Consider the following 14,208-nt stretch of genomic DNA (forward strand, 5'->3'; position numbering starts at 1 on the left):
CGCCGCTCGGCAATCACGGGCTTGCCCCGGGGGCCTCAGCCTTCCAGTTGGCGCTGGAACACCAAGCCCGCGTGCTCACGCAGCGCGTGGAACTTGATCTTGGGCCAGTTGGACTCGATGGCGCGCAGCTCGGGGGCGTACTCGACCAGCACCGTCGGCGCATCGACAGCGTCGTAGGCCATGCGGTGGTCGTTGGCGTCGATGAAGCGCTTGAGCTCCTTCTCGCCACCGTCTTCGGGGCTGCAGGTCACCCAGCGGGCCACCTGGAAGCGGCTCGGCATGATGCGGGCCTTGCAGCCGTATTCGTGCTCCAGCCGGTGGGCCACCACTTCAAACTGCAGCTGGCCCACGGCGCCCAGCAGCAGCACGCTGCCAGCGATGGGGCGGAAGACTTGGATCGCCCCCTCCTCGCCCAGCTGCTGCAGGCCGGCCTTGAGCTGCTTGGTCTTGAGCGGGTCGGCCACCTCGACGCTGCGGAACATTTCGGGCGCGAAGAAAGGCAGGCCCGTGTACTGCAAGGCCTCGCCCTCGGTCAGCGTGTCGCCGAGCTGCAGCACGCCATGGTTGGGGATGCCGATGATGTCGCCGGCAAAGGCCTCGTCCAGCAGCTCGCGCTTCTGGCTCATGAAGGTCACCACCGTGTTGGGCCGCAGCGTCTTGCCCGAGCGCACGACCTTGAGGTTCATGCCGCGCTCGAACTTGCCCGAGGCCACGCGCACGAAGGCGATGCGGTCGCGGTGAGCCGGGTCCATATTGGCCTGGATCTTGAACACCACGCCTGTGAACTTGGGCTCCACCGGCTGCACCTCGCGCTGGATGGCTGTGCGCGAGCCCGGCGCCGGGGCCAGGTCCACCAGCGCGTCCAGCACCTCCTGCACGCCAAAGTTGTTGACGGCGGAGCCAAAGAACATCGGCGTCTGCTTGCCAGACAGGAAGTCGGCGTGATTGAACTCAGGTGCGGCCTCGCGCACCAGTTCCACCTCGCCGGCCGCCTGCTCGTAAGGGCTGCCAAAGCGCTCGGCCAGCACCGGGTTGGTCAGGCCCTGCACCACTTCCTCGGTGCCAGCCACGCGGTCCTCGCCCGGGGTGAAGACGCGCATCTGGTCCTTGCGCAGGTCCAGCACACCGCCGAAGAACTTGCCCATGCCCACCGGCCACGTAAAGGGCACCACCGTCATGCCCAGCTCGCGCTCGATCTCGTCCATCAGCGCCAGCGGCTCCTGCACCTCGCGGTCCAACTTGTTCACAAAGGTCAGGATGGGCGTGTTGCGCGCCCGGCAGACCTGAAGCAGGCGCCGCGTCTGCGGCTCCACGCCGTTGGCCGCATCAATCACCATCAGCGCCGCATCCACGGCGGTCAGCACGCGGTAGGTGTCTTCCGAGAAGTCCTGGTGGCCCGGGGTGTCGAGCAGGTTGATGACGCAGTCGCGGTACTCCATCTGCATCACCGACGAAGCCACCGAGATGCCGCGCTGCTTTTCGATCTCCATCCAGTCCGACGTCGCATGCCGCGAGGCCTTGCGGGCCTTGACCGACCCGGCAATCTGGATCGCGCCCGAGAACAGCAGCAGCTTCTCCGTCAGCGTGGTCTTGCCCGCGTCGGGGTGGCTGATGATGGCGAAGGTGCGGCGGCGCCGAACTTCGGATTCGGTGCGCGAGGGAGTGGCGGTGGACATGGCGGGGTCGATTCAGACGAACCCGCGATTATCGAGGGCGCGCCCCGAGCCTCACTCTTCCAGCAGGCTCCGCAGCATCCACGCGGTCTGTTGGCTTCGCCGATAGCCCGCCCGGCGCTCTCGCGCCGCCCGCTGCGCGGGGCTGGATGCTCACTCCTCCAAAAGGCTCCGGAGCATCCAGGCGGTCTGTTCATGCACCGTCAGCCGCTGCGTGAGCAGATCGGCGCTGGGCTCGTCACCCGCCTTGTCCACCACGGGGAACAAGCCGCGCGCCGTGCGGGCGATGGCTTCATGCCCCTGCACCAGCAGCTCGATCATCTTGGTGGCCTTGGGCGGCGTGGCCGGGGCGTCGGGCAAGCTGCTGAGCTTGGCGAACTGGGCGTAGCTGCCGGGCGCCGGGTGGCCGAGGGCGCGGATGCGCTCGGCGATCGGGTCCACGGCATTCCAGAGCTCGGTGTACTGGGCCATGAACATGGCGTGCAGGCTGTTGAACTGCGGGCCCGTCACGTTCCAGTGGAAGTTGTGCGTGGTGAGGTAGAGCGTGTAGGTCTCGGCCAGCAGCTTGGAGAGACCGGCGGCAATGGCAGCGCGGCCCTTGTCGGAGATGCCGATATTGAGGCTGGGGGCGGCGGGCTTCTTGGCCATGGGTGAACTCCTTGTGGTCAGAGCCGCCACTGTAGATTTGCGCGGGGCGTGGCGGAAGCGGCTTCGCGCTATCGCACTGATAGCAGCGAGGGCTCAGCTCAGCCGCGTCACGCCCTCCAGCTTGCACGCATAGACCGCATTGCGCAGCGCCGCAATCGCCTCGTAGCGCGTGAAGCTGCGGCGCCAGACCAGCACCACGCGGCGCGTGGGGATGGGGTCGCTGAAGGGCACGAAGCGCAGGTGAGAGGCGCTGCCGCCCTGGCCGTCGCGCGGGACCGTGAGCTGGGGCAGCACCGTGATGCCCAGCCCCGCGGCCACCATGTGCTTGATGGTCTCCAGCGACGAGCCCTCGAAGCTGCGGCGCAGGCCGTCGGCGTCGGCGGAGAAGCGGGCGAACTCGGGGCAGACCTCAAGCACCTGGTCGCGGAAGCAGTGGCCGTTGCCGAGCAGCAGCATGGTTTCGCGCTTGAGCTCCTCGGCACTGATGCTCTCGCGCTTGGCCAGCGGGTGCTGGGCCGGCATGGCGATGACGAAGGGCTCGTCATACAGCTTGGCGACCGCCAGGCCCGTGTCGGGAAAGGGCTCGGCCAGGATGGCGCAGTCGATCTCGCCGGTGCGCAGCATCTCCAGCAGCTTGACGGTGAAGTTCTCCTGCAGCATCAGCGGCATCTGCGGGTGCATGTCGATGCAGCGGCGCACCAGCTCGGGCAGCAGATAGGGACCGATGGTGTAGATGATGCCGAGGCGCAGCGGGCCGGCCAGTGGGTCCTTGCCGCTGCGGGCGATGTCGTGGATGGCGCTGGCCTGCTCGATCACGGTCTGGGCCTGGCGCACGATGGCCTCCCCCAGGGGTGTGACCGAGACCTCATTGCCGCCGCGCTCGAAGAGCTTGACGTCGAGCTCTTCCTCCAGCTTCTTGATGGCGACCGAGAGCGTGGGCTGCGAGACGCCGCAGGCTTCGGCAGCCCGGCCGAAGTGGCGCTCGCGGGCCACGGCGACGATGTATCTGAGTTCCGTCAGGGTCATAGGCCCAACGCTACACTGCGCCCGCCTTGCCCCACCCCTCGGGGTTTTTACGGAGTCTGACCATGACACCAGAGCGCAAGCCGGTCACCCTGCCCCGCCTCCACGAGATGCACCGCAGCGGCGACAAGATTGCCATGCTGACCTGCTACGACGCGGCCTTTGCGGGCCTGCTGGACGTGGCAGGCGTGGACGTGATGTTGATCGGCGATTCGCTCGGCAATGTGCTGCAGGGCCGGGGCTCGACGGCGCCCGTCAGCCTGGAGGACATGGTCTATCACACGACCTGCGTGCGGCGCGGCGCCAAGGCCGCCTGGGTGGTGGCCGACCTGCCCTTTGACAGCTACCACGTCAGCAAGGAGGCCGCCTGGAAGTCCTCGGCCGCCCTGGTCAAGGCCGGCGCCCACATGGTCAAGCTCGAAGGGGGCGGCTGGACGCCCGAGACCGTGCGCTTCATCACCGAGCGCGGCATTCCCGTCTGCGCGCACCTCGGCTTCACGCCGCAAACGGTGACCTCGCTCGGCGGCTTCCGCGTGCAGGGCCGCGACGAAGCGAGCGCCGCCCGCATCAAACGCGAGACCCAGGAGCTGATCGACGCCGGTGCGGCCATGCTGCTCTACGAGATGGTGCCTGCCGCCCTGGCGGCCGAGATCACCGCCGCGTCGCCGGTGCCCGTGATCGGCATTGGCGCCGGCGTTGGCTGCTCGGGCCAGGTGCTGGTGCTGCATGACATGCTGGACGTGACTCAAGGGCGCAAGCCGCGCTTCGTCAAGAACTTCATGGAGGGCATGCCGTCCGTGCGCGCCGCCATCGAGCGCTACGTGGCCGAGGTCAAGGCCGGCAGCTTCCCCGTCAACGAGATCCACGGCTTTTGAGCATGCGCGTCGTTCACTCCATCGCCGAGTTGCGCGCGCTGCTCTCTGCCCAGCCGCTGCGCGGCTTCGTGCCCACCATGGGCAATCTGCATGACGGCCACCTGGCCTTGGTGCACCAGGCGCGCGGCCTCGTCGGGCCGCAGGGCGCGGTCGTCGCCAGCATCTTTGTGAACCGCCTGCAGTTCGCCCCGCACGAGGACTTTGACCGCTACCCGCGCACCCTGGCGCGGGACTGCGAGTTGCTCGAAGGCGCCGGCTGCGACGTGGTGTTTGCGCCCGATGAACGAGAGCTCTACCCCGAGCCCCAGGGCTACAAGGTGACGCCACCGCCCGAGCTGGCCGACATCCTGGAAGGCCACTTCCGCCCCGGTTTCTTCACGGGGGTGTGCACCGTCGTGCACAAGCTCTTCAACATCGTGCAGCCCTCGCACGCCGTCTTCGGCAAGAAGGACTACCAGCAACTGATGGTGCTGCGCCGCATGGTGGACCAGATGGCCCTGCCCATCGCCGTGCACGGCGGTGAGACGTGCCGCAGCGCGGAAGGGCTCGCGCTCTCGTCCCGCAACGGCTACCTGAGTGAGGCCGAGAAGGCCGAGGCGCTGCGCCTCTCGCGCACGCTCAAGGCCTTGATTGCCCGCTGGCAGGCGGGCGAGCGCGACCTGGGCCGGCTCGAAGCCGATGCCATGCAAGCCCTGCGCGACGCCGGCTGGCAGCCCGACTACCTGACCCTGCGCTGCCAGCGCGACCTCAGCCCCGCCGTGGACGGCCAGCCCCTGGTGGCGCTGGCGGCGGCCAAGCTGGGCAATACAAGGTTGATCGACAACCTTGAAGTCTGAGCGGCTGCCCAGACAAGCTCCAGCAATGTTGGCGCCACACACTGCGCGCCTTTCCCTTTCTTTGACCACTGATTCAACGATGACGCTCCGCCGCACCTTCCTCCGCGCCCCGACCGCACTCGCTGCTTCCACCGTGCTGGCCCTGCTGACGGCTTGCGGAGGCGGCGGTGGTGGTAGTAGCACCCCTACGACGCCCACGCCCACCACCCCAACGCCCGTGACCCTGACGGTCACGCACAAGGTGCGCATCACCACCAGCCTGGGCGACATCGACCTCGGCCTGGACCGCAACCACGCGCCCATCACCGTCGACAACTTCCTCAAGTACGTGAACGACGGCTTCTACAAGAGCACCGTCTTCCACCGCGTGATCAAGGACTTCGTCATCCAGGGCGGTGGCTACGCGCGCGGCGCCAATGGCCTGGTCGAGAAGGCTGCCACCTACCCCGCGATTGCGCTGGAGAGCCAGAACGGCCTGTCCAACCTGCGCGGCACCCTGGCCATGGCGCGCACCGCCGTGCCCAACAGCGCCACCAGCCAGTTCTATATCAACACCGTCGACAACACGTCGCTCAACTACCCGAGCTCCGATGGCTATGGCTACGCCGTCTTCGGCCAGGTCACGGCCGGGCTCGACGTGGTGGACAAGATCCGCGCCGTGGCCACGGCGAACGACGTGCCGGTGTCAGATGTGACCATCCTGGACGCCAAGGTCATCCCCTGAGGCAACGCTGAACAAGTTCCTCGCAGCGCGCGCATCCTCGACTTCGGGCGGTCTGCGGCGTTGCAAATGCTCGCGATACCTACGGGTATCGCTGCGCTTTGCGCCTAGCAGCCCATCCCGAATCGAGGTGCGCGCCTCTGCGGGAACTCATTCAACGTTGCCTTAAGCTCGGGCCCATGCCTGACGCCACCCTCTCGCCCATTCGCCGCATCGCCATCTCCACCGGCGGGGGCGACGCCCCGGGCCTCAACGCCGTGATCCGTGCCGCCACTTTGGCGGCCCATCGGCGGGGCTGGGAAATCATCGGCATCCGCGACGGCTATGACGGCCTGCTGCGCCCCGAGAACTACCCGCAAGGCGGCACGCTCACGCTCACGCCCGAGCGCGTCGAGGGCCTGGCCTCCATGGGAGGCACCTTGCTCGGGTCCACCAACAAGGGCAACCCGTTTCGCTTCCCGGTGCGCGACGTGGGCGGCACGCTGCGCGAGGTGGACCGCTCCAAGCAATTGCTCGATGCCTTCAAGCGCATGCGCATCGACGCCCTGGTGGCCGTGGGGGGCGATGGCTCGCTGACCATTGCCGACGGCCTGGCCGAGCAGGGCCTGCGCGTGGTGGGTGTGCCCAAGACCATCGACAACGACCTGGACCGCACCTTCACCACCTTCGGCTTCGACACGGCGGTGAGCTTCGCCACCGACTGCATCGACCGCCTGCACGCCACAGCTGCCAGCCACCACCGCATCATCGTGGTCGAGGTGATGGGCCGCTATGCCGGCTGGATTGCGCTGCACGCCGGCATGGCAGCTAGCGCCCACGCCATCCTGCTGCCCGAGCTGCCCTTCGACATCGACGCCGTGGCCGAGACCATTGCCGGCCGCGAGGCCATGGGCGAGGCCTACTCCATCGTCGTGGTCGCCGAAGGCGCCATGCCGCGCGACGGCCACCGCAGCCTGCGCGCCGCCGCCGAGGCCGGCCATGCCGAACGGCTGGGCGGCATTGGCGAGCAAGTGGCCAACGCCCTGGCCGCCGCCACCGGCAAGGACGCCCGCTGCGTGGTGCTGGGCCATTTGCTGCGCGGCGGCAGCCCCAGCGCCTTTGACCGCACAGCCGCCCTGCGCTTTGGCGCCGCCGCCGTGCGCGCGCTGGCCGATGGGCACAGCGGCGTGATGGTGGCGCTGGCCTTTCCCGACGTGAACCTGGTGCCCCTGGCCGACGTGGCCGGCCGCATCAAGTGCGTGCGGCTCGACGGCGACACCATCCAGACCGCGCGCGACCTGGGTATTTGCCTGGGCGACTAGGCGTAAGACACCAGCAGCTGGCCCGCCGCGTCGTCCAGGTGCGGCAGGGTGTTGAACTCCTGCAGCTGATAGCCCGCAGCGGTGGACACGAACTGCGTGAGCGAGGCATTGCGCAGGCGCAGATTGAGGTCCACAAAGCTCGCGGCCGGTGCACCCAGCACCTGGCAGACCGCCGTGGCAATGGGCCCGCCGCTGGACACGATCAACACCTGCCGCCCTGGCCCCAGGGCATGCGCCTGCGCAAGCGCGCTGCGCACACCGGCCGCAAACTCGGCATGCGTGGGCATGCCGGCCGGCGCAATCTCGCCCTGCACCCAGGCCCGCAAGGCCTGGCGCAACAGCCGGAAGTGCTGGCGCACGGCGCTGGGGGCGTCCAGTGCGGGCTGGGGGCCGGCATCCAGGCCGCGCACCAAGGCCTGGCTGTCGTATTCGTCCAGGCCCGGCAACTGCTGGGCCGCCAAAGGCTGACCAAGGCCCTCGCCCAGCGCTTGCAGCGACTGCGCATGCCGCTTGAGCGTGCCGGTGAAGACGGCGTCAAACCGCTGGCCCCGGTCACGCCAGTAGCGCCCCAGCCGCTGGCATTGCTGCAGGCCTAGCGGCGAGAGCTGGTCGTAGTCGGCCGCGCCCAGCTGGGCCTGACCATGGCGAACGAGAAACAGCATGCCCATGGCGGGCATCATCGCTGGCCGGCGCGGGGGTGGGTGTCACACGCCGGACGGGCACCGCGTGAACTGCGCGGCGATTGCCGCCCTGATCGCCCTGCCCAGGCCCGGCGATGTGAGGGAACATCCACACGGCATGGAGCGTCTCGCCGAAACCATCGTTGCCTGGCACAACCGCCACCCGCTGGCGAGGCGCATCCGCGTCCAGGACGTGCACACCATCGGCGTGGTCAGCCTGCCCTTCCTGCGCAGCGAGCCGCCGCCGCAGGAGCCTACCGAGCCGCAACTGACGCCGCCGGCCGCGCTGCCCAGCGCCGCCCCGGTCGATGACACGTCCCCGGCAGGCACCGAGCCCGTCCTGACCGAGGCCGTAGACCCGGCGCAGTTGCAGGCCAGGGCGGACACGTCCGCTGGCGACGGGGCTGTCGACGCAGCCGCCCCGTCACCAGCCGCTGCCGAGTCGTCCTATGCAGCGTCGGCGTCGGTCTGGTCGTCAACCCCCCCTGGCGGCGGGTCGTCGCTGCGCCAGCGCCTGGCGGGTCGTCAGCCGGCCGCAGCGGCCAGCGTGCCGGGCAGCCGGCCGGCTTTCAACGAGCGCTTTGTGCCCCGGCTCAGCGTGCGCCGCGTGGCCGCGTTTGCGCTGGCCCATGGCTTCAGCACGCCGCCGGGCGGTCGGGAGGCCATGCCTTGGCGCGTGGTCAACCCGCACAAGGGCGCGGGCGAGGGCTGGCCCTATGAGATCTATTTGCTCAGCGCCGGCATCGACGTGGGCACTTCGCGCCGCCGCGTGCTGGCTGGCTGCGGCATGCCCGCCCCCATCCTGGGACGCCGGCTGCTGGACCCGCGCAAACTGGCCGCCGCCGCGCTGACGGCGCTGGCACTGGCAGGCGCCGCTGGCTATGCGCTGTGGGCGATGCGCACAAGCGCCACCCCGGTGCAGGCGCCGCCAGCGGTGGCAGCGTCAGCAGCGTCTGCACCTTCAGCGGCCTCAGCGCCCTCCTCCCCTGCGTCCACCGCCACACCGGCGCCCGACGCTGCCAGTGCGGTGCCCGCCGAAGCCGCCAGCAGCGCCAGCGCCGCGGAGATGCCGGCCGACACACCGCCCGATGCGCCAGACGCCGAGGAGCCGCGTGACATCCGGCCCCACCTCATCCCCGAGCTGGGCCGGCGCGACGGCAAACCGCGCCCGCCGCTGCAACGCAGCGAGGCTGCCGCCAGCGCGGCCGCCGCAACGGCAGGCGCCACGACGGCTGTGACGCCAGGCACGCCGTCCGACGCGCGGCCGGACTCGCGGCCCCAAGATGCGTCGGCCGAACGCCCCATGCCCTCGGGCAAGGCCAGCCCGGCACTGCGCAGCAGCGGCAGCACGGCCGACCGCGCCACAGACGCCGCACCGGCTCAGCCCGGCAACAAGCTGGGCAGTGCGGTGCCAGCCCCGCGCTCGGTCGTGGCCTTGGTCGGGCCCGCCGGCAGCAAGGCCGAGGCCGAGGCCTCGCTCAAGTCCATGCGCAATGCCCTGGCCGGCCTGCACAGCGACCCGAACTCGCTGCAGGCCATGGTGATCGAGACCCCACAAGGCTGGCGCGCCACGGTGTGGCCCTTCAACAGCCGGGAGCAGGCGCAGCTGATCAATGCGGTGCTGGTGGCACGCGGCCTGCGCACCAAAGCAATCGACTTTTAAGCCGAGGTCGGCGGCCTGGCCACAAAGGCCGTCTTGTCGTGGCGATCAAAGCCGCAGCGCTCGTAGAAGGCCAGCACGGCCGGGTCCTTGCGGCTGGTGGTGAGCACGACCTTGTAGCAACCGGCCGCCCAGGCCTGCTGCAGCGCATGCTCGATGAGCGCGCGGCCTTTGCCTTGGCCGCGCCGGGCGGCGTCGGTGACGACGTTCTCGATCACGCCATAGGGCCGACCGCCGCGCGTGAGGTTGGGGATGAGGGCGAGGTTGCAGCTGGCCACCAGCCGCCCGTCCTCAAAGCCGCCCCAGTGCGTCAGCCCCGGGTGCGCAAAGGCCGCGCGGGCCACGGCCACGCCGGGGCGCACACTGTCCTGCGGGTGCAGCTGGGCATAGAGCCCGAGCAGCGACAGCAGGTCATCGAGCCCCAGCGCGCGGATCTGCATCAGCGGACGTCGAGCTGCAGCGCGTTGGCCAGGAAGGCCAGCACATCGCCCCGCTCTTCAATGATCTTGGCCGTGGGCTTGCCAGCACCGTGGCCGGCCTTGGTCTCGATGCGAATGAGCTTGGGCGCAGGCCCTGTAGCGGCGGCCTGCAGCGCGGCGGTGTACTTGAAGCTGTGGGCCGGCACGACGCGATCGTCATGGTCGGCCGTCGTCACAAGCACCGCCGGGTAGTGGGTTCCTGAGCGGATGTTGTGCAGCGGCGAGTAGGCCTGCAGCGCGCGGAACTGGGCTTCGTCGTCGCTGGTGCCGTAGTCGGACGCCCAGGCCCAGCCGATGGTGAAGCGGTGGTAGCGCAGCATGTCCATCACGCCCACGGCGGGCACGGCCGCCGCAAAGAGTTCGGGCCGCTGGTTGGTGACCGCGCCCACCAGCAAGCCGCCATTGCTGCCGCCGTAGATGGACAGGCGCGCGGGCGAGGTGATCTTGTTGGCGATCAGCCATTCGGCGGCGCCGATGAAGTCGTCAAACACGTTCTGCTTGCGCAGCAGGGTGCCGGCGGCATGCCAGTCGGCGCCGTACTCGCCACCACCACGCAGCGAAGCCAGCACATAGACACCACCCATGCGCATCCAGGTGGCGGCGGTGACGCTGTAGCCCGGCGTCTGGCTGACGTTGAAGCCGCCGTAGCCGTACAGCAGCGTGGGCTGGCGTCCATCGCGCACCAGGCCCTTGCGCGCGGCGATGAAGATGGGCACGCGGGTGCCGTCCTTGCTGGCGATGAACTCGCGGCGCGTCTCGAACTCGTCGGGGTTGAAGGCGGTCTTGGGGCGCTTGAAGAGCGTGGTCTTGCCGGTGCTGAGATCAAGCCGGTGGATCTCGGCGGGCGTGGTGAGGCTGGTGTAGCTGAAGAAGGTCTCGCGGTCCTGCCACTCGCCGCCAAAGCCGCTGGCGGTGCCGATGCCGGGCAGCGGGATGTCACGCAGCCGCTTGCCCTTGGCGTCGTGCAGGCGCACGAGGGTGGAGGCGTGGTTGAGGTAGGTCAGCAGCAGGCGGCCACCGATGGCGCTGGCGCTGGTCATGGCGTCGGGGCCTTCGGGCACCAGGGTGGTCCAGGTGGGCGGGCCTTTCAGGTCCATGGCCACGAGTCTGCCGCGCGGGGCGTCCTCGTCGGTGCGCACGAGCAGGCGGTTGTCCACCACGTCGACGGGACTGTAGAGCGCGCCAAAGTCCAGCGTGATGGCGCGGGGCGTGCCACCCTGGTAGGCGCCGCCGGGCAGGGGCAGGGCCATCAGGCCGTTCTTGCTGGCGGTGCTGCGCCAGACGGAGATGAGGAGCCAGCGGCCGTCGCTCGACACCGTGGGCCGGAAGCCCCACTCCTTGATCTCGCGGTTCTCGGCCACGAGCTGGTCCTCGCTCTGGGGCGTGCCGATGCGGTGGTAGTAGAGCTTCTGGAAGACGTTGACGCCGGTGAGCTTGGCACCGGGGGCGGGGGCGTCGTAGCGGCCGTAGAAGAAGCCTTTGCCGTCCTTGGTCCAGACAGCGGTGGTGAACTTGACCCACTGCAGGTCGTCGGCCAGATCCTGCCCGGTGGCGAGGTCGCGGACCTTCCAGCTTTGCCAGTCAGAACCAGCCCCGGCGATGCCATAGGCCAGCAGCTTGCCGTCGGGCGAAGGCACGATGCCGCTGAGGGCGACGGTACCGTCGGCAGACATCAGGTTGGGGTCGATGGCCACGCGCGGCGTGCCGGTAAGGCTGTCGGCCATGTAGAGCACGCTGTGCTGCTGCAGGCCGTCGTTGCGCGTCCAGAAATAGCGCTTGCCAGCCCGCTGGGGCAGGCCATAGCGCTCGAAGTCCATCAGCTCGGTGTAGAGCTTGCGCACCGGCTGGCGCTGGGGCAGCGCGGCCAGGTAGCGCTCGGTGACGCTGTTCTGGGCCTTGACCCAGGCCGCCGTCTCGGCGCTGTTGTCGTCCTCGAGCCAGCGGTAGGGGTCGGCGACGGCGGTGTCGAAATACGCATCGACCTGGTCGGTCTTGCGGGTGGCGGGGTAGTCCAGGCTCTGTGAATGCACGCTGGTAGCGCTCAGCAGGGCCGCGACGAGCAGGATGTGCTTCATGCGGTCATCACCGAAAGGTTGGGGGTGAGCGCATTGTCCGGCGCCCCACTGAGGCGCGCCGTTCGTCATTCAGGGGTATTACTCAGCGGCACCCGTGGAACCGGCTTTGCCGGGCCACTGGGTGCGCCCCTTGAGGGGCCGGCGAAGCCGGTAGGGGTGGTCTAACTTCTGTAATCGGCGTTGATGCTGACGTAGTCGTGGCTCAGGTCGCAGGTCCAGACGGTGGTGCTGGCAGCGCCGCGGTTGAGGCCGACGCGGATGCTGATCTCGCTCTGCTTCATCACGCGCTGGCCGTCTTCCTCGCGGTACTCGGGGCGGCGGCCCCCGCGCGTGACGACGTGGACGTCGTCGAGGTGCAGGTCGATCAGGCTCTGGTCCAGATCGGCAATGCCGGCGTAGCCTACGGCGGCCAGGATGCGGCCGAGGTTGGGGTCGCTGGCGAAGAAGGCCGTCTTGACCAGGGGGGAGTGGGCGATCGCGTAGGCAGCGAGCTTGCACTCGGCCTCGTCACGGCCACCCTCCACGGTGATGCTGATGAACTTGGTGGCGCCCTCGCCATCGCGCACGATGGCCTGGGCCAGCTCTTGGGCCAGCGAGACCACCGCCGCGCGCAGCGCCTGGCCTTGTGGGCTGCTCAGCGAGGTGATCTCGGCATGCGCGGCCTTGCGGCTGGCGATGAGCATGAAGCAGTCGTTGGTGGAGGTGTCGCCGTCGATGGTGATGCGGTTGAACGAGGCATCGGCCGCTTCGCGCACCAGCTGCTTCAGCAGGGGCTGGGCGATGTTGGCGTCGGTCGCGACGAAGCCCAGCATGGTGGCCATGTTGGGGCGGATCATCCCGGCGCCTTTGGAGATGCCAGTCAGCGTGACGCTCTGGCCGTCGATCTCGATGCGGCGCGAGGCGGCCTTGGGCAGCGTGTCGGTGGTCATGATGCCGGCGGCGGCCTCGCCCCAGGCGTCAGGCGCCAGGGCGGCCAGCGCGCCGGGTAGGCCTGCGGCGATGCGATCGACCGGCAGGGTCTCCATGATCACGCCGGTCGAGAAGGGCAGCACCTGTTCGGGCGCGACCCCCATCAGGCCGGCCAGCGCCGCACAGGTCTGCTCGGCTCGCGCCAGGCCGTCGGCCCCGGTGCCGGCGTTGGCATTGCCGGTGTTGATGAGCAGTGCGCGGATGGCGCTGCCAGCCGCCAAACGTTGCCGGCACAGCTGGACCGGCGCGGCACAGAAGCGGTTGGACGTGAACACCCCGGCCACGGCGGCGCCCTCGTCCAGCGCGATCACCGTCAGGTCACGCCGGTTGGCCTTGCGCACCCCGGCCATGGTCACCCCCAGGCGAACCCCGGGGACAGGCAAGAGGGCTGCGGGATCAGGAGCTTGGAGATTGACGGGCATGGCGCAAACGCAGTGATGAAGGCGGGAAGCGCGCGATTGTAGAAACCGCCTTGGGTCGGGCGAGACACCCGATCCGTTGCCCCAATGCAAAGGGCTCCCGAAGGAGCCCTCTTGGATCGAAGCGCCCTGCGCGATCAGCGCGGCAGGCGACGGCGTGCCAGCAGGCCCAGCACGGCGAGGCCAGACATCAGCATCGCGCCGCTCATGGGTTCGGGCACGGGGGTGGCGGTGACCAGGTCCTGCAGACTGGCGTTGGACAGGTAGGTCAGCGTGTAGCGCGCCGGGCCCGAGTAGGTGGCTGCGTTCGACAGGAAGCTGTTGGCCATCGAGGCCACGGTCGCGGCATGCGTGCCCGAGGCACTCATGTAGAAGCTGCCCGAGTTCACGTCATTGGGCGTGCCCGTCTCGCGCATGATTTCCCACAGAGCCATCTGGAAGGCGGCCTTGGAGTCGTAGTCGCTCAAACTTGCGTAGTGGGTGGAGAACAGGCCCTGAACCAGCGGCGCCTTGGCACCACTGAAGGTGGACGCTTCGTAGTTGCGCACCACGCCTGCACGGCCATTGCCCTGGTTGGGTTCCAGGCAGTAGGCGATGAAGCTGGCGCCGGAGCTCACATAGGAGTAGTTCAGCGCGGTGGTCGACGCGTTGTTGGTGACGGGCCCGCCGCTCGTAACGGTGGTGTCGTAGGTCGTCAGCGCGTTGCCGGACGTGTCCTGACCCCCGAACTTGATCTGGACCGGCGTGGCCGCCATCGCAGCAGGCAGCACCGCCAGCAGGGCCAGCGCAACAAGGCTTCGGGGAGCGTTCGGGGACTTCATGGCAGTCTTTCGAAAGGGATTCAAGAGG

Annotated in this window: 13 protein-coding genes; 5 read left to right on the forward strand and 8 right to left on the reverse strand. The window is 69.0% G+C overall.

Translation table 11 applies throughout. The features are described from left to right. Window positions 1–35: 35 nt before the first annotated feature. The 3 genes from ABDJ85_RS10010 to ABDJ85_RS10020 all read right to left on the reverse strand — a co-directional run bounded on the left by ABDJ85_RS10010 (window position 36) and on the right by ABDJ85_RS10020 (window position 3,347). Window positions 36–1,676 carry a peptide chain release factor 3 gene (locus tag ABDJ85_RS10010; protein ID WP_347704613.1) on the reverse strand — a complete coding sequence of 547 codons (1,641 nt, stop codon included), beginning with the start codon at window positions 1,674–1,676 and terminating at the stop codon, window positions 36–38. 150 nt (window positions 1,677–1,826) lie between these two features. Next, complete coding sequence (locus tag ABDJ85_RS10015; RefSeq protein WP_347704614.1) at window positions 1,827–2,321, reverse strand: Dps family protein; 495 nt, start codon at window positions 2,319–2,321, stop codon at window positions 1,827–1,829. 93 nt (window positions 2,322–2,414) lie between these two features. Then, window positions 2,415–3,347 (reverse strand): LysR substrate-binding domain-containing protein, encoded by a 933-nt coding sequence (locus ABDJ85_RS10020; RefSeq protein WP_347704615.1) that lies wholly within the window; start codon window positions 3,345–3,347, stop codon window positions 2,415–2,417. Between the two features lie 62 nt (window positions 3,348–3,409). On the opposite strand from ABDJ85_RS10020, the gene panB reads away from it, so the two are divergent. From panB to ABDJ85_RS10040, 4 genes are all read left to right on the forward strand, one after another. Continuing rightward, window positions 3,410–4,219, forward strand: coding sequence for a 3-methyl-2-oxobutanoate hydroxymethyltransferase (gene panB / locus ABDJ85_RS10025; RefSeq protein ID WP_347704616.1), 810 nt, complete (start codon window positions 3,410–3,412; stop codon window positions 4,217–4,219). 2 nt (window positions 4,220–4,221) lie between these two features. Then, complete coding sequence (gene panC / locus ABDJ85_RS10030) at window positions 4,222–5,055, forward strand: pantoate--beta-alanine ligase (RefSeq protein ID WP_347704617.1); 834 nt, start codon at window positions 4,222–4,224, stop codon at window positions 5,053–5,055. 133 nt (window positions 5,056–5,188) lie between these two features. Continuing rightward, complete coding sequence (locus ABDJ85_RS10035; RefSeq protein WP_430765535.1) at window positions 5,189–5,779, forward strand: peptidylprolyl isomerase; 591 nt, start codon at window positions 5,189–5,191, stop codon at window positions 5,777–5,779. A 176-nt stretch (window positions 5,780–5,955) separates the two neighbouring features. Then, window positions 5,956–7,077: a 6-phosphofructokinase gene (locus ABDJ85_RS10040; protein ID WP_347704619.1), complete on the forward strand. Its 1,122-nt coding sequence runs from the start codon at window positions 5,956–5,958 to the stop codon at window positions 7,075–7,077. Here ABDJ85_RS10040 and ABDJ85_RS10045 read toward each other — a convergent pair. Further along, on the reverse strand, window positions 7,074–7,745 hold the full coding sequence (locus ABDJ85_RS10045; RefSeq protein WP_347704620.1) for a histidine phosphatase family protein: 672 nt from the start codon (window positions 7,743–7,745) through the stop codon (window positions 7,074–7,076). The genes ABDJ85_RS10040 and ABDJ85_RS10045 overlap by 4 nt on opposite strands. A gap of 130 nt (window positions 7,746–7,875) precedes the next feature. Here ABDJ85_RS10045 and ABDJ85_RS10050 point away from each other — a divergent pair, with 130 nt between their 5' ends. After that, window positions 7,876–9,420 carry a hypothetical protein gene (locus tag ABDJ85_RS10050; protein WP_347704621.1) on the forward strand — a complete coding sequence of 515 codons (1,545 nt, stop codon included), beginning with the start codon at window positions 7,876–7,878 and terminating at the stop codon, window positions 9,418–9,420. Here ABDJ85_RS10050 and ABDJ85_RS10055 read toward each other — a convergent pair. The 4 genes from ABDJ85_RS10055 to ABDJ85_RS10070 form a co-directional block, all read right to left on the reverse strand. Further along, on the reverse strand, window positions 9,417–9,857 hold the full coding sequence (locus ABDJ85_RS10055; protein WP_347704622.1) for a GNAT family N-acetyltransferase: 441 nt from the start codon (window positions 9,855–9,857) through the stop codon (window positions 9,417–9,419). The genes ABDJ85_RS10050 and ABDJ85_RS10055 overlap by 4 nt on opposite strands. Beyond that, on the reverse strand, window positions 9,857–11,971 hold the full coding sequence (locus ABDJ85_RS10060; RefSeq protein WP_347704623.1) for a prolyl oligopeptidase family serine peptidase: 2,115 nt from the start codon (window positions 11,969–11,971) through the stop codon (window positions 9,857–9,859). The genes ABDJ85_RS10055 and ABDJ85_RS10060 overlap by 1 nt, the downstream gene beginning before the upstream one ends. Window positions 11,972–12,132: 161 nt before the next feature. Continuing rightward, the gene (argJ, locus tag ABDJ85_RS10065; protein WP_347704624.1) at window positions 12,133–13,362 is read right to left on the reverse strand and encodes a bifunctional glutamate N-acetyltransferase/amino-acid acetyltransferase ArgJ; all 1,230 of its coding nucleotides are present in this window, start codon (window positions 13,360–13,362) and stop codon (window positions 12,133–12,135) included. 134 nt (window positions 13,363–13,496) lie between these two features. After that, entirely contained in the window at window positions 13,497–14,180 is a 684-nt protein-coding gene (locus tag ABDJ85_RS10070; RefSeq protein ID WP_347704625.1) for a PEP-CTERM sorting domain-containing protein, read from the reverse strand. Window positions 14,181–14,208: the final 28 nt, after the last annotated feature.

This window comes from Roseateles paludis (genome assembly GCF_039872745.1).
GTDB lineage: Bacteria > Pseudomonadota > Gammaproteobacteria > Burkholderiales > Burkholderiaceae_C > Pelomonas > Pelomonas paludis.